The organism is Cupriavidus sp. SW-Y-13 (genome assembly GCF_009793345.1).
In the GTDB taxonomy this organism is placed as follows: Bacteria; Pseudomonadota; Gammaproteobacteria; order Burkholderiales; family Burkholderiaceae; genus Cupriavidus.
Genome location: NZ_WHLX01000001.1, coordinates 2,044,959 through 2,060,255, shown reverse-complemented (window position 1 = coordinate 2,060,255; position 15,297 = coordinate 2,044,959). Strand labels below are relative to the sequence as shown.

At 62.5% G+C, this 15,297-nt stretch carries 12 protein-coding genes; 10 read left to right on the top strand and 2 right to left on the bottom strand.

What is annotated here, in order from left to right; genetic code table 11:
- Positions 1 to 6 precede the first annotated feature (6 nt).
- The gene (locus GA566_RS09170; protein ID WP_160472559.1) at positions 7 to 471 is read right to left on the bottom strand and encodes a rhodanese-like domain-containing protein; all 465 of its coding nucleotides are present in this window, start codon (positions 469 to 471) and stop codon (positions 7 to 9) included.
- Between the two features lie 530 nt (positions 472 to 1,001).
- Between GA566_RS09170 and GA566_RS09165 the strand changes: the two genes are divergently transcribed.
- The 4 genes from GA566_RS09165 (at position 1,002) to ntrC (ending at position 5,949) form a co-directional block, all read left to right on the top strand.
- On the top strand, positions 1,002 to 2,417 hold the full coding sequence (locus tag GA566_RS09165) for a 3-hydroxylaminophenol mutase (protein ID WP_137927179.1): 1,416 nt from the start codon (positions 1,002 to 1,004) through the stop codon (positions 2,415 to 2,417).
- A 185-nt stretch (positions 2,418 to 2,602) separates the two neighbouring features.
- Complete coding sequence (locus GA566_RS09160) at positions 2,603 to 3,133, top strand: DUF4124 domain-containing protein (RefSeq protein WP_237380293.1); 531 nt, start codon at positions 2,603 to 2,605, stop codon at positions 3,131 to 3,133.
- Positions 3,134 to 3,138: 5 nt separating this feature from the next.
- On the top strand, positions 3,139 to 4,302 hold the full coding sequence (glnL, locus tag GA566_RS09155) for a nitrogen regulation protein NR(II) (RefSeq protein WP_137927180.1): 1,164 nt from the start codon (positions 3,139 to 3,141) through the stop codon (positions 4,300 to 4,302).
- A gap of 87 nt (positions 4,303 to 4,389) precedes the next feature.
- A complete protein-coding gene (ntrC, locus tag GA566_RS09150; RefSeq protein ID WP_137927204.1) occupies positions 4,390 to 5,949 on the top strand; it encodes a nitrogen regulation protein NR(I) in 1,560 nt (519 codons plus the stop codon).
- Positions 5,950 to 6,043: 94 nt separating this feature from the next.
- Here the strand turns inward: ntrC and GA566_RS09145 are convergent, their stop codons facing one another.
- Positions 6,044 to 6,847 carry an HAD-IIB family hydrolase gene (locus GA566_RS09145; protein WP_137927181.1) on the bottom strand — a complete coding sequence of 268 codons (804 nt, stop codon included), beginning with the start codon at positions 6,845 to 6,847 and terminating at the stop codon, positions 6,044 to 6,046.
- Between the two features lie 207 nt (positions 6,848 to 7,054).
- Here GA566_RS09145 and ugpB point away from each other — a divergent pair, with 207 nt between their 5' ends.
- The 6 genes from ugpB (at position 7,055) to GA566_RS09115 (ending at position 15,244) form a co-directional block, all read left to right on the top strand.
- Positions 7,055 to 8,365 (top strand): sn-glycerol-3-phosphate ABC transporter substrate-binding protein UgpB, encoded by a 1,311-nt coding sequence (gene ugpB / locus GA566_RS09140; RefSeq protein WP_137927182.1) that lies wholly within the window; start codon positions 7,055 to 7,057, stop codon positions 8,363 to 8,365.
- Between the two features lie 111 nt (positions 8,366 to 8,476).
- Positions 8,477 to 9,358: a sn-glycerol-3-phosphate ABC transporter permease UgpA gene (ugpA, locus tag GA566_RS09135; protein WP_137927183.1), complete on the top strand. Its 882-nt coding sequence runs from the start codon at positions 8,477 to 8,479 to the stop codon at positions 9,356 to 9,358.
- Positions 9,359 to 9,377: 19 nt separating this feature from the next.
- Positions 9,378 to 10,226 carry a sn-glycerol-3-phosphate ABC transporter permease UgpE gene (gene ugpE / locus GA566_RS09130; RefSeq protein ID WP_160472558.1) on the top strand — a complete coding sequence of 283 codons (849 nt, stop codon included), beginning with the start codon at positions 9,378 to 9,380 and terminating at the stop codon, positions 10,224 to 10,226.
- 9 nt (positions 10,227 to 10,235) lie between these two features.
- Positions 10,236 to 11,345 carry a sn-glycerol-3-phosphate import ATP-binding protein UgpC gene (locus GA566_RS09125; RefSeq protein WP_160472557.1) on the top strand — a complete coding sequence of 370 codons (1,110 nt, stop codon included), beginning with the start codon at positions 10,236 to 10,238 and terminating at the stop codon, positions 11,343 to 11,345.
- Positions 11,342 to 12,094: a glycerophosphodiester phosphodiesterase gene (gene ugpQ / locus GA566_RS09120; RefSeq protein WP_160472556.1), complete on the top strand. Its 753-nt coding sequence runs from the start codon at positions 11,342 to 11,344 to the stop codon at positions 12,092 to 12,094. Before GA566_RS09125 ends, ugpQ begins: the two co-directional genes overlap by 4 nt.
- 297 nt (positions 12,095 to 12,391) lie before the next feature.
- Positions 12,392 to 15,244 carry a 2-oxoglutarate dehydrogenase E1 component gene (locus tag GA566_RS09115; RefSeq protein WP_137927187.1) on the top strand — a complete coding sequence of 951 codons (2,853 nt, stop codon included), beginning with the start codon at positions 12,392 to 12,394 and terminating at the stop codon, positions 15,242 to 15,244.
- The last annotated feature ends 53 nt before the right edge of the window (positions 15,245 to 15,297 follow it).

Here is a 15,297-nt window from a genome sequence, read left to right as displayed (position 1 = left end):
CAAACCTCAAGCCCCAAACCAGGGCAACCCTCGCACGCACCAACCCTCCACCGTCTTGCGATGATGGTCCTCATCGCGCGGACCTTCGAAGCCTTCGAGTACGTCCATCGCAAACTGGTAGCCTGCCTCGGTGGCCACGCGTGCGGCATGCTTCGAGCGGGCAGCGCTGCGGCACAGGAACAGCACCGGGGCATCGGTGGGAACGCGGGCCTTAAGTTCGGCCACGAAGTTGGGGTTCTGCGAGCCGCCCGGATATGTCGACCACTCCACGTGAACCAGTTGCTCCTCCGGCAAGGCAACGCCACCCACCCAATCCAGTTCCGCCTGCGTGCGGACGTCCACGAGCACGGCCTTTGGGTCGGCCTGAAGTAGGGCATACGACTCTTGCGGTGTCAGCGCGCCGAAGTAGGCAAGCTGGCTCGATTGCTGGCGGTCGTGGGCAGTCTGCAAAAGGGTGTCTCGGGTAGTCATGTTTTCTGACGGCGTCAATGAGTGCGGCGGGGATATCTACGGCGGGATGCGCAAGGACAACAGGAGCAGGGCGCGGTCGGCAGGGGGCTGTGAACCTGCCCCGATCGGCGCTATTCTAGCGCGCGGCCGTTGCGACGGCCCGAAAAATGGCGGATGCCAGAACGCATCGTTTTGGTGCTGATGCAAGGGGAAGGCACTTGTATGGTGCGTTTCCTTGAGTTGCGCACCGTTATGGTGTTTCATGGGTGTCGAGCCCACGCCCACGGGCGGGGCCGATGTGATGTGGCCGACGCGGCAAAGTGGGTTCGCAGTCAGTTGTATGCAATCTGCGTCCCCCGTCTCAGTGCGATGGCGCCGGCCCCTGCACGTTTTTCGGGAAGTCCGTGCGATTGGCGGCCGTGGGACGGACTTCGTTGGCACGCTTTCTGCTAACATCCCTCGTCCCTTTTGGGTGGCCTGGATCGGTTCTTCGATCGGTCGCACCAACAATGGCTTTCTCAGACACCGCCTCGAATTTCCAGGAGATAGGCATGGCGCAGAGCGTTGCAGATGTGATGAAGCTCGTGAAGGAAAACGACGTCAAGTTCGTCGACTTCCGTTTCACGGATACCAAGGGCAAGGAACAGCACGTTTCGGTTCCGACGTCGCACTTCGACGAAGACAAGTTCGAAAGCGGTCATGCCTTTGACGGTTCGTCCATCGCCGGCTGGAAGGGTATCGAAGCATCGGACATGCTGCTGATGCCGGACTCGGGTACTGCTTACATCGACCCGTTCTATGAAGAACCGACCCTGGTCCTGACCTGCGACGTGATCGAACCGTCGGACGGCAAGGGCTACGACCGCGACCCGCGTTCGATCGCCAAGCGCGCCGAAGCCTACCTGAAGAGCACCGGCCTGGGCGACACCGCTTTCTTCGGTCCGGAACCCGAGTTCTTCATTTTCGACGGCGTGACCTGGAACATCGACATGCAGGGCTGCTCGGTGAAGATCCAGTCGGAAGAAGCACCGTGGTCGTCGGCCAAGGAATTCGAGCACGGCAACAGTGGTCACCGTCCGGGCAAGAAGGGCGGCTACTTCCCGGTTGCCCCGATCGACACGTTCCAGGACATGCGTTCGGAAATGTGCCTGATTCTCGAATCGCTGGGCATTCCCGTTGAAGTGCACCACCACGAAGTGGCTGGCCAGGGCCAGAACGAAATCGGCACGCGCTTCAGCACGCTGGTGCAACGCGCCGACTGGACGCAACTGCAGAAGTACGTGATCCAGAACGTGGCACACACGTATGGCAAGACCGCTACGTTCATGCCGAAGCCGATCGTTGGCGACAACGGTTCGGGCATGCACGTTCACCAGTCCGTGTGGAAGGACGGCCAGAACCTGTTCGCAGGCAACGGCTATGCCGGCCTGTCGGAATTCGCGCTGTACTACATCGGCGGCATCATCAAGCACGCCCGCGCGCTGAACGCCATCACCAACCCGGGTACGAACTCGTACAAGCGTCTGGTGCCGGGCTTCGAAGCGCCGGTGAAGCTGGCCTACTCGGCCCGTAACCGTTCGGCCTCGATCCGTATTCCGTACGTTGCCAACCCGAAGGGCCGCCGTATCGAAACGCGCTTCCCGGATCCGCTGATGAACCCGTACCTGGGCTTCTCGGCACTGCTGATGGCTGGCCTGGACGGCGTCATGAACAAGATCCACCCGGGCGAAGCGGCTGACAAGAACCTGTACGACCTGCCGCCGGAAGAAGACGCGAAGATCCCGACCGTCTGCTCGAGCCTCGACCAGTCCCTGGAGTACCTGGACAACGACCGCGAGTTCCTGACGCGCGGCGGTGTGTTCTCGAACTCGATGCTGGACGCCTACATCGAACTCAAGATGGAAGAAGTCACGCGTTTCCGCATGACCACTCACCCGATCGAGTTCGACATGTACTACTCGCTGTAAAGCGCGTCGTGCGTTGCCAGGTTGCGACCGGGCAACAGTTGCACCAGGAAGGGGCGGCTTCGGCTGTCCCTTTTTGTTTTGCAGAAGCGTTGATCGCTAGAATGGGGACTCTTTTCCTAACCTTCATGCCGATGTTCATGAAAGCGATTCCGAACCAGATCGACGGCCGCGCCGACAGCGTGCCAATGCACCAGATGCGGGTGGGTTTCACCATTCTGGTGATGGCCGTGACCAGCCTGCTGGCCGTGTGGAGCGCCCCAGCGCCTGCACAGTCGTCGGATGTCTACATGTGCAAGGGCGCCGGTGGCGTGCCTGAGTACCGCAATGGCAATCCCGGCAACAGCAAGGACTGCAAGCGGCTGAACCTGCCGGACGTGGTCACAGTGCCCGGCACGCGCAGCGGTGGCGGTGCAACGTCGGGCGGCGCAGCCAAGGCAGCAGCCACTTCGCCGGCGGCGTTTCCGCGCGTGGATACCGCTACGCAGCGTAGCCGGGACGGCGAGCGCCGTGGCGTGCTGGAGCAGGAGCTGCAGAGCGAGGAAGCCAAGCTTGCCGGGTTGCGTGCCGAATACAACAACGGCGAACCCGAGCGCCAGGGCAACGAGCGCAACTATCAGAAATATCTCGATCGCACGGCACGGCTGCGCGATGACGTCGCGCGCAGCGAGGCCAACGTGGCATCGCTGAAGCGCGAATTGTCGACCCTCAAGGATTGAAAACAATGCGTCGCCTGATTCGCGGAGTCTCACGCAAAGTCACCGGAGCGGACCGCAAGCCGGATGCCGCCACGGCGGAGCCGCGCGAGGCCGATGTCGTGCCGCTGGGCGACGTGACCTTCCATCCCGGCCTGGACGTGGTGGCCAACCCCGTGCTGCTCGTGCGCCAGCCGGGCCTGCGCGTGGTGTATGCCAATCCGGCGGCCGAGGCCAGCTTTGCCATCTCCCGCAAGGCCATGGTGGAACTGACCTTGCCGGACCTGTTCGGTGAATCGGAAGAGCTTGATGCGATGATCGAGACGGTCATTGCGCGCCAGATCGACGTGCGCCGCCAGGACCTGATCCTGCGTCCGCCACTGCAGGAGGCGCTGCATGCGCACGTGGTGATTGGCGGCATCGAGGGCAGTGCCAGCACTGTGCTGGTGGAGATCCTGCTCAACGAGCAGAAGGTCAGGAGCGACCGTGAGGAACGCATCCTCGATCTCACTTCGGCCAACAAGGAACTGATCCGCAATCTGGCCCACGAGATCAAGAATCCGCTCGGTGGCATTCGTGGCGCGGCGCAGTTGCTGGAGTTCGAACTGCCCGAACGGGCGCTGCGCGAATACACCCAGGTCATCATCAAGGAGTCCGACCGGCTGCAGACGCTGGTGGACCGGTTGCTGGAGCCGCATCGGCACCCGCATATCGTCTCGGACCTGAATATCCACGAGGTGCTGGAGCGCGTGCGCTCCGTGGTACTCGCGGAGTTCCCGAATGGGCTCGACATCGTGCGTGACTACGATGCCAGCCTGCCGGACCTGCGCGGCGACATGGAACAGTTGATCCAGGCTGTGCTGAACATCGTGCACAACGCGGCGCAGGCGCTGCACGAGCGTATTGCGGCGGGCGACGCGCAGATTGTCCTGCGCACTCGCGTGGCGCGCCAGGTCACGATTGCCAAGCGTTTGTACAAGCTGGCATTGGACTTGCATGTAACGGATAACGGCCCGGGCATCCCCGAGGACATACGCGAACGCATCTTCTACCCGCTGGTTTCGGGCAGGGATGGCGGAAGCGGTCTCGGTCTTACACTCGCTCAAACCTTCGTGCAGCAGCACGAGGGCTTGATCGAATGCGAGAGCCGGCCGGGCTGCACCGACTTCCGTATCCTGCTGCCGCTGCATTGATCGCCGGTTGTGCCACGGCGCTCCGGTGCGCGCGGACCAGCGGGTCACACGGGAGACCATATGACACCGAGCAGACAAGCGACGCACATGAAGCCGATCTGGATAGTCGACGACGATCAATCAATCCGCTGGGTCCTTGAAAAGGCCCTTGCACGTGAAAGCCTGCTCTCCCGCAGTTTTACCAATGTCCGCGACGTGCTCGCGGCGCTGGAAGAGGACGAGCCGCAGGTCCTGATTTCGGATATCCGCATGCCCGGCGGTTCCGGCCTGGACCTGTTGCAGGCCCTCAAGGCTCGCCATCCGGGGCTACCGGTCATCGTGATGACCGCCTACTCGGATCTGGATAGCGCCGTGGCGGCGTTCCAGGGCGGTGCGTTCGAGTACCTCGCCAAGCCATTCGACGTGGACAAGGCGGTGGAACTGATTCGCCGTGCGCTCGAAGAGAGCCTGCGCGAAGAAGAAATGGAGGACCGCCTTGTCGATGCGCCCGAGATCCTGGGCCAGGCGCCGGCGATGCAGGACGTATTCCGCGCGATCGGACGCCTGTCGCAGTCCAACGTCACAGTGATGATCACTGGCGAGTCAGGGACCGGCAAGGAGCTCGTCGCCCGCGCCCTGCACAAGCACAGTCCGCGTGCCAATGGCCCGTTCATCGCGCTGAACACTGCGGCGATTCCGAAAGACCTTCTCGAATCGGAACTGTTCGGCCATGAGCGCGGCGCGTTCACCGGCGCGCAGACCATGCGGCGTGGTCGATTCGAACAGGCCGAAGGCGGCACGCTGTTTCTCGATGAAATCGGCGATATGCCATTCGATCTCCAGACGCGACTGCTGCGTGTGCTGAGCGATGGCAATTTCTATCGCGTCGGTGGGCACAACCCGCTGCGTGCCAACGTGCGCGTGATTGCTGCCACCCACCAGAACCTGGAAACGCGCGTCAAGGAAGGGCTGTTCCGCGAGGACTTGTTTCACCGCCTGAACGTGATTCGCCTGCGCCTGCCGCCGCTGCGCGAGCGTCCGGAGGACATCACGCTGCTGGCACGCCATTTCCTGCAGAAGAGCGCCAAGGAGCTCGGCGTAGAACCGAAGCGTATGTCAGACGAGGCGCTGAGCTACGTCAGCACGCTGCCGTTCCCCGGCAACGTGCGCCAGCTGGAGAACCTCTGCAACTGGCTCACCGTGATGGCGCCGGCCCAGACGATCGAGGTCAAGGATCTGCCGCGCGAAATGATCGGCACGGGGACGGGCGACAGCCAGGCGCCGGCACGTTCCCTGGCAACGGAGTCGCGACCGGCCAGCGAATACGACGCGATCGAATCGCCCGACTACGGCATGCACGCGTCGGGCGATGGCGACATGATGGTGGCAACGCGTCCGCCCATGGTGATTCCTGGCCAGGCTGCCGCGCCGGTATTCGCGGCAGCGGCGATCGCGCAAAGCTGGGAAAACCTGCTGGCAGGCGAAGCGAAGTCGATGCTGGAAGCGGGTCAGCCCGAGGTGATGGATGTGCTGACGCGCCGTTTCGAAAAAGCCGTACTCGAAGCCGCACTAGGCGTCACCCGTGGCCGCCGTGTGGAAGCCGCAACGCGTCTGGGGATCGGTAGAAATACAATCACGCGGAAGCTGCAGGAGTTGGGGTTTGATTGAGTGGGTGTTTGATCCACTGATTGTTTTCTCCCTCTCCCGCTGATTTCTGTCTCCCCTCCCCGCTTGCGGGAGAGGGGAGAAAACCAGGGGCGTGTCAAAACCCCTGCACCCGCAACACCCGCTCCGCCATCTCCGCAAATCCCTCCCCACCCGCTGCTTCGGTGATATAAGCCGGCTTCATCGGCAGCTTGTCCAGGATGTCCCGGACGTTGGCCACGCCGACCGACAGCGGAAAATGTCCGAACATGGCCACGTCATTGGCGGAGTCGCCGATGAACAGCCATTCGTCGCGCTTCGCGTCGATATCGTCCCCGAGCAATTCCTCTACACAAAGCCGGCTCATCGAGAGCTTGTCGTGCGCGCCAAACCAGCCGTTCACGTGAATCGAGCTGACCGTGGCGGTCATGCCCGCGCCGCGCATCATGGCCGCAATCTTCTCAACGGCGGCCGGTGGCAACGGAGCTACGTCCTCCGCATGGTCGATTGCGAGGTCGGCGGCATGCCACGCCTGGTCCGAGGCCAGCGCACAGCCCGGGACTTCGCGCAGGATTTCCTGGCCCAGCGCATGGATCCGGTAGAGGTTCGCATCACGTGTGCTCGCATCGTCCAGGAAACGCGTCACAAGCTTGTTGTCAATGAGATGGGAGTAGAACGCGCCGTTTTCACCGATGATTGCGTCGACGGGCCAGAGCCGTACCAGGATTTCGGCCCAGGCTATGCAGCGGCCGGTCACCGGGATCACATGCAGGCCGGCGCGCGACAGGCGGTCCAGCGCGAGATAGGTCGAGGCAGGCAGTCGGCCATCGGTGGTCAGCGTGCCGTCGATGTCGGTCAGGATGCCGCGCACGCGGCGGAGGGCGGCGTCGGGGAGCGATGCGAAGGAAATCGGTGCGGTCATGGCGGCGCATTGTAGCTGGCAGCGGGAGAGCGTGGCACCCGCCATCGCCTGACGTCAATATGCTGCAACATCGGCCGCAGCAAGAAGGGTTTGCCCGGTGTCGCATGACAATCAGGCGGCGTAACATGCCTGTCACAAAAAATGCATACAGTCGGTCGCTTTTTCAAAAAAATCGACGGACCGAACCAAGCCTCAGGAGAATTGCCCATGTCCTTGCCACGCACTGTGTTGAAGTTCGCCGCTGCCGCCAGCCTCGCGCTGGCCGGCACCGCCCATGCTGCTGTCGAAATCCAGTGGTGGCACGCCATGGCGGGCGCGCTGAATGACAAGGTCAACGAGATCGCGACCAAGTTCAACGCGAGCCAGTCCGAGTACAAGATCGTGCCGGTCAACAAGGGTAACTACGACGAGGCCATGGCGGCCGGCATTGCAGCCTTCCGCGCGGGCAGCGCACCGGCCATCCTGCAGGTCTTCGAAGTCGGTACGGCAACGATGATGAGCGCCAAGGGCGCAATCAAGCCCGTGTCCGTCGTCATGAAGGAAGCCGGCGAGAAGTTCGACCAGAAGGCGTACATCCCGGCCGTGGCGGGCTACTACACCTCGGCCAAGGGCGAGATGCTGTCGTTCCCGTTCAACAGCTCGACGACGGTCTTCTATTACAACAAGGACGCCTTCAAGAAGGCCGGCCTGACCGACGCCCCGAAGACGTGGCCCGAAGTGATGCAGTACTCGGCCAAGCTCAAGGCGGCCGGCGTGAACTGCGCGTACACCACCGACTGGCAGAGCTGGGTACACTTGGAAAGTTTCTCGGCGTGGCACAACACGCTGTTCGCCAGCAAGAACAACGGGTTCGGCGGCACCGACGCCCGCCTGGTGTTCAACAGCCCGCTGCACGTCAAGCACATCACGAACCTGCAGGACATGGTCAAGAAGGGCTACTTCAGCTACGGCGGCCGCAAGGCGGAGTCGCAGGCCAAGTTCTACAACGGCGAGTGCGCGATGTTCACGGGCTCGTCGGCTTCGCTGGCCAACATTCGCAAGAACGCCAAGTTCCAGTTCGGCGTAGCGCAGCTGCCCTACTATGCGGACGTGCAGGGCGCCCCGCAGAACACCATCATCGGCGGCGCGTCGCTGTGGGTGATGGGCGGCAAGAAGGCCGAGGAATACAAGGGCGTGGCCAAGTTCTTCACGTTCCTGTCCAAACCGGAGATCCAGTCCGACTGGCACCAGGCCACCGGCTACCTGCCGCTGACGATGGAAGCCTACGAACTGACCAAGAAGTCCGGCTACTATGAGAAGAACCCTGGCGCGGACGTATCGGTGCAACAGATGATCGTGAAGACCACCGACAAGTCGCGTGGCGTGCGCCTGGGCAACCTGGTGCAGATCCGTACGATCATCGACGAGGAACTCGAAGCGGTGTGGGCCGGCAAGAAGGAACCGAAAGCTGCGCTGGACACCGCCATCGCACGTGGTAACGAGCAACTGGAACGCTTCCAGAAGACGGCCAAGGAATAAGGTCTTCGGGGCAAATCGCCTGAAGGTCTGAGGCGGGCGGCGGCAACACCGTCGCCCGCTTGCGTTATAGAGCCGGACTAGAAATCCGACTCGAACTCGGGACCCTGAAAGATGGAAAAACGCGTTGTCTTCCGGTCGCCGTGGTTGCCGTATCTGCTGGTACTGCCGCAGATCGTCATCACGCTGGTCTTTTTCTTCCTGCCCGCCGGGCAGGCGCTGTGGCAATCGATGCTTCAGCAGGATGCCTTCGGCATCAGCCTCGACTTTGTCGGGTTCGATAATTTCCTCACGCTCTGGAATGACCCGCAGTACGTGGAATCCTTCCAGACGACGGGTATCTTTGCAGTGGGCGTGACCGTAGTAGGCCTGTCCGTGGCACTGCTGCTGGCGTACTTTGCCGATCGCGTCGTGCGCGCGGCCACTGGCTACAAGACGCTGCTGATCTGGCCCTACGCGGTGGCACCGGCCATGGCCGGCGTGCTATGGATGTTCATGTTCAATCCGACGCTCGGCGTGGTCTCGTACGCGCTGCGCCAGATGGGCGTGGACTGGAACTTCCTGCTGAACGGCAACCAGGCATTGCTGCTTGTGGTGCTGGCCGCGGCGTGGAAGCAGATCAGCTACAACTTCCTGTTCTTCCTGGCCGGTCTGCAGAGCATTCCGAAATCGCTGATCGAAGCGGCTGCCATCGACGGGGCAGGACCGTGGAAACGCTTCTGGTCCATTATTTTCCCGCTGCTGTCGCCGACCACGTTCTTCCTGCTGGTGATCAACGTGGTCTACGCGTTCTTCGACACCTTCGCCATCATCGATGCCGTTACGCACGGGGGTCCGTTCAACTCGACGAACACGCTTGTCTACAAGGTGTTCCACGACGGCTTCCGTGGGATGGATATCGGCGGCTCGGCGGCCCAGTCCGTGGTGCTGATGGTGATCGTGATCGCGCTGACCGTGGTGCAGTTCCGCTTCGTGGAACGCAAGGTCCAGTACTGACAGGCACAGGAGAAACGCAATGGTAGAACGTCGTCCTGTACTGGACTTCATCACGCACCTGGTGCTCATCGTCGGCATTGCCGTGGTGGCATTCCCGGTGTACCTGACCTTCGTGGCATCGACGCTGACCGCCGAGCAGGTGCTTGACGCGCCGATGACGCTGATCCCGGGCAGCCACCTGATCGAAAACTATCGCACCGTGCTGTTCCAGGGCGTGGGCGAGGCCGCATCGCCGGTCACCACGATGATGAAGAACAGCCTGATCATGGCGCTCGGCATCGCAGTGGGCAAGATTGCCATCTCGATCATCTCGGCCTTCGCTATCGTCTATTTCAAGTTTCCGCTGCGCAAGACCTTCTTCTGGATGATCTTCATCACGTTGATGCTGCCGGTGGAAGTGCGGATCCTGCCGACCTACAAGGTGGTGTCGGATCTGGGCATGCTGGATAGCTACTTCGGCCTGACTATCCCGATCATCGCGTCGGCCACGGCCACGTTCCTGTTCCGGCAGTTCTTCCTGACGATCCCGGACGAGCTGGCCGAGGCGGCACGAATCGACGGTGCCGGGCCGCTGCGGTTCTTCTGGGATGTCTTGCTGCCGCTATCGCGTACAAGTATCGCGGCACTGTTCGTGATCCAGTTCATCTACGGTTGGAACCAGTATCTCTGGCCGCTGCTGATTACCACGCAGAAGTCGATGACCCCGGTGGTGGTGGGGGTGACGCAGATGGTGTCCCGGTCCGGCGATGCCGCCACCGACTGGAACCTCGTGATGGCTACCGTGATGCTGGCGATGATTCCGCCGGCCGTGGTGGTGGTGTTGATGCAACGCTGGTTCGTCAAGGGCCTCGTGGAAACGGAAAAATAAGGTCAAAGCATGGCAAAGCTGTCTCTACGTAACGTACAGAAAACCTACCCCGGCGGCACGCAGGTGGTGCATGGCATCGATATGGAGATCGCCGACGGCGAGTTCATCGTGATCGTCGGGCCGTCCGGCTGCGGAAAGTCCACGTTGCTGCGCATGGTGGCGGGACTCGAAACAATTTCCGGCGGCGAGGTGCATATCGGTGAGAAGGTCGTCAACGACCTGGAGCCGGCGGCACGCGACATCGCCATGGTGTTCCAGAACTACGCGCTGTATCCGCATATGAGCGTGTACGACAACATGGCCTACGGTCTCAAGATCCGGGGCATGGCGAAGGCCGAGATCGCACAGCGCGTGAACCACGCCGCGGGCATCCTGGAACTGGCGCCGTTGCTGGAACGCAAGCCGCGTGCGCTGTCGGGTGGCCAGCGCCAGCGCGTGGCGATGGGGCGTGCCATCGTGCGCGAGCCTTCGGTCTTCCTGTTCGATGAGCCGCTGTCCAACCTTGATGCCAAGCTGCGCGTTCAGATGCGGCTGGAGCTCAAGGAACTGCATCGCCGCCTGCGCACGACCAGCCTCTATGTGACCCACGACCAGGTCGAGGCCATGACGCTGGCAGACCGCATGATGGTGCTCAACGGTGGTCGTGTCGAACAGATCGGCACGCCGCTGGACGTCTACGCCAAGCCGGCCAGCACGTTTGTGGCGAGCTTTATCGGATCGCCGCCGATGAATCTCGTGCCGGTGGCGCGCGAGGGTGCGGGGCAGGGCGGCGAGGCTCGCATGCGTGTCGTGCCGAAGGAAGGGCAGGCGGGTTCCGCCACGCTGGGCCATTTGCCAATGGGTTTGCATCTACCCGGTGAGGCGCTGCTGGGTCTGCGTCCCGAACACGTGGAGCCGTGCGCGACGCACGAGGCCATCGCCGAAGTCGACGTCCGTGTCGTGGAGGCGCTCGGTGCCGATTCCTATGCATATGGCACCCTGGGTGGCCAGCCGATCGTAGTCCGGCTGGATACGCACATGCCCGTGCGCGCCGGCGACAAGTTGCCGATCACCGCATCGGCCGAGCATCTGCATTTCTTCGACACGCAAAGCGGCAAGCGAATCGAGGCGCTGGCATGACCCAAGCCGCTTGGCCGTATCCACGCCATATTGCCCATCGCGGCGCCGGCAAGCTGGCGCCCGAGAACACGCTGGCGGCGTTCCGGCATGGGGCGTCATTCGGCTATCGCATGTTCGAATTCGACGTGAAGCTGTCCGGCGACGGCAAGGCCGTGCTGATACACGACGCTACGCTGGACCGCACCACCTCGGGCAGCGGTCGCGTCGATGCGCTGACGCTTGGCGAGCTGGCCGCGCTCGACGCCGGAAGCTGGCATGGCCCGGCGTTCGCCGGCGAGCCAGTGCCGACGCTCGCCGCCATTGCCCGGTACACGCAAGCCAACGGCTTCCTGGTCAATATCGAGATCAAGCCCGTGCCGGGTACGGAGTACCGGACTGGTGCTGCAGTGGCGCTTGATGCACTCTCGCTGTGGAGAGACGCGGCGGTGCCGCCGCTGTTGTCGTCCTTTTCCGAGGCGGCGCTAGAAGCTGCGCACCAGGTGGCGCCGGCGCTGCCGCGCGCGCTGCTGCTCGACAAGTTGCCGCCCGACTGGCTCGACCGCCTGCAGCGTCTGGACTGCGTGGCGCTCGACGCCAACCATCGCGAACTCGATGCCGCCGTCATTGGGCAGGCTCATGCGGCGGGATTCAAGGTCTTGTGCTACACGGTCAATGACGAAACTCGCGCAAACCACCTGCTGGGGTGGGGTCTGGACGGGCTGATCACGGACGCAGTGGACCGGATTGCGCCGGATCGTATAGGCGCCTGATCAAAGTGTCTCGATTTTGCATCACGAAAAGTCCCCACTGTCGATGGGATAACGTGCTATTCTTTTGCGAGTGAAGACTTAGGTCCTTCCCCGCACAACTGACCCTTCCGGGTCTGGCGGTGAGGCCGAAGACCAACGGCACCCGGGCAATACATATTCCCGTCGGTGCCGTTCGTTCAAGGTATCGCAGTCAGTATCCTCAAGAGTTGTTTGCAATCCGCTAACCGGTCAAGCCGTGTCGCGGAAGGTTGATGAACCCGCTTAACTCCGGCATTCCCGGAGAATAGTGAGCGCCCCATGATGCAGCAGTATCAGAGCAATTCGTACCTCTTCGGCGGCAACGCCCCCTATGTGGAAGAGCTGTACGAGGCCTACCTCCAGAATCCCAGCTCGGTTCCCGACAACTGGCGCGCGTATTTCGACGCGATGCAGAATGTCCCGGCTGTGGACGGTTCCAACGCCCGCGACATCCCCCACGCACCGATCGTTGCCTCGTTCGCCGAGCGCGCCAAGCAAGGTCCCATCAAGACCATTGTTGCCTCGGCCGATTCCGACATGGGCCGCAAGCGCGTCGCTGCAACCCAGCTGATCGCCGCCTACCGCAACATCGGATCGCACTGGGCCGACCTCGATCCGCTCAAGCGCCAGGAGCGTCCGCCCCTGCCGGATCTGGACCCGGCGTTCTACGGTTTCTCCGAGGCTGACCTCGACATCGTCTTCAATGCCAGCAACACGTATTTCGGCAAGGAGTCGATGAGCCTGCGCGAGTTGCTCAACAACCTGCGCGAGACCTACTGCGGCACCATTGGCGCCGAGTTCATGTACGTGAGCGACCAGGCGCAGAAGCGCTGGTGGCAGGAACGCCTGGAAACCACGCGTTCCAAGCCGGTGTTCACGCTGGAGAAGAAGCAGCACATCCTCGACCGCCTGACCGCGGCCGAAGGCCTGGAGCGCTTCCTCCACACCAAGTACGTTGGCCAGAAGCGCTTCTCGCTGGAAGGCGGCGAAAGCTTCATCGCCGCCATGGACGAAATGATCCAGCACGCCGGTTCGAAGGGCGTGCAGGAAATCGTGATCGGCATGGCCCACCGTGGGCGTCTGAACGTGCTGGTCAACACGCTGGGCAAGATGCCGGCTGACCTGTTTGCCGAATTCGAAGGCAAGCACGTCGACGACCTGCCGGCCGGTGACGTGAAGTACCACAAGGGCTTCTCGAGCGATGTCTCGACCGAAGGCGGCCCGGTTCACCTGTCGCTCGCATTCAACCCGTCGCACCTGGAAATCGTCAACCCGGTGGTGGAAGGCTCGTCCAAGGCGCGCCAGGAACGCCGTGGCGATGCTGGCCACAAGGAAGTGCTGCCGGTGCAGGTGCACGGCGACGCGGCCTTCGCCGGCCAGGGCGTCGTGATGGAAACGCTGAACCTCGCGCAGACCCGTGGCTACGGCACGGGCGGCACGATGCACATCGTCATCAACAACCAGATCGGCTTCACGACCTCGGACCCGCGCGACGCGCGTTCGACGCTGTATTGCACGGACGTGGTCAAGATGATCGAGGCGCCGGTGCTGCACGTGAATGGCGACGATCCCGAAGCCGTGGTGTACGCCATGCAACTGGCTGTTGACTTCCGTATGGAATTCAACAAGGACGTTGTGGTCGACATCATCTGTTTCCGCAAGCTGGGCCACAACGAGCAGGACACGCCTGCCATGACCCAGCCGCTGATGTACAAGAAGATTTCCCAGCATCCGGGCACGCGCAAGCTGTACGCCGACAAGCTCGTCGCACAGAACCTGACCGCCGCCTCGTTTGGTGACGACAAGGTCAAGGAATACCGCAACGCGATGGATGCGGGCAAGCACACGGCCGATCCGGTCCTGTCGAACTTCAAGAACAAGTTCGCCGTGGACTGGATGCCGTTCCTGAACCGCAAGTGGACCGACGCTGCCGACACCGCCGTGCCGGTGACCGAACTGAAGCGCCTGGCCGAGCGGATCACCACGATCCCCGAACACCTGAAGCTGCACCCGCTGGTCGAGAAGGTCATCAAGGACCGCTCGAACATGGGCCGTGGCGACCAGATGCTGGACTGGGGCATGGGTGAGCACCTGGCCTTCGCCTCGCTGGTGGCGTCGGGCTACCCGGTCCGTATCACGGGTCAGGATGCCGGCCGTGGCACCTTCACGCACCGTCACGCCGTGCTGCACGACCAGGCACGCGAGCGTTGGGATGCGGGCTCGTATATTCCGCTGCAGAACGTGTCCGAGAACCAGGCACCGTTCACGGTGATCGACTCGGTGCTGTCCGAAGAAGCCGTGCTCGGCTTCGAATACGGTTACTCGACTGCCGAGCCGAATGCGCTGGTGATCTGGGAAGCCCAGTTCGGCGACTTCGTCAACGGTGCCCAGGTGGTGATCGACCAGTTCATCTCGTCCGGCGAAGTGAAGTGGGGCCGCGCCTCGGGCCTGACGATGATGCTGCCGCACGGCTACGAAGGCCAGGGTCCGGAGCACAGCTCGGCCCGTATCGAGCGTTTCCTGCAGCTCTGCGCGGACCACAACATGCAAGTGGTCCAGCCGACGACTCCGGCCCAGATCTTCCACCTGCTGCGTCGCCAGATGATCCGTCTGTTCCGCAAGCCGCTGGTGATCATGACGCCGAAGTCGCTGCTGCGTAGCAAGGACGCCGTGTCGCCGCTGTCCGATCTGGCCAAGGGTCATTTCGAGACCGTGATCCCCGATCACGAGGAACTGAACGCCAGCAAGGTCAAGCGCGTGATCATGTGCTCGGGCAAGGTCTACTACGACCTGGTCAACACCCGCAAGGAGCGCGAAGTCACCGATACGGCCATCATCCGCCTGGAACAGCTCTACCCGTTCCCGCACAAGGCTGTGGCAGCAGAACTCAAGAAGTACTCCGGCGCGACCGAAATCGTGTGGTGCCAGGACGAGCCGCAGAACCAGGGCGCCTGGTTCTTCGTCCAGCACTACATCATGGAAAACATGACGGAAGGCCAGAAGCTCGGTTATGCCGGTCGTCCTGCCTCGGCTTCGCCGGCGGTGGGCTACTACGCAAAGCACAACGAGCAACAGAAGGCGCTGCTGGACGCGGCGTTCTCGAAGCTCAAGGGCTTTGTTCTGACCAAGTAATTCGTTGGTACCCCGCGAGCGCGCACAGGGATGCGCATCGCGGGACTACCTGC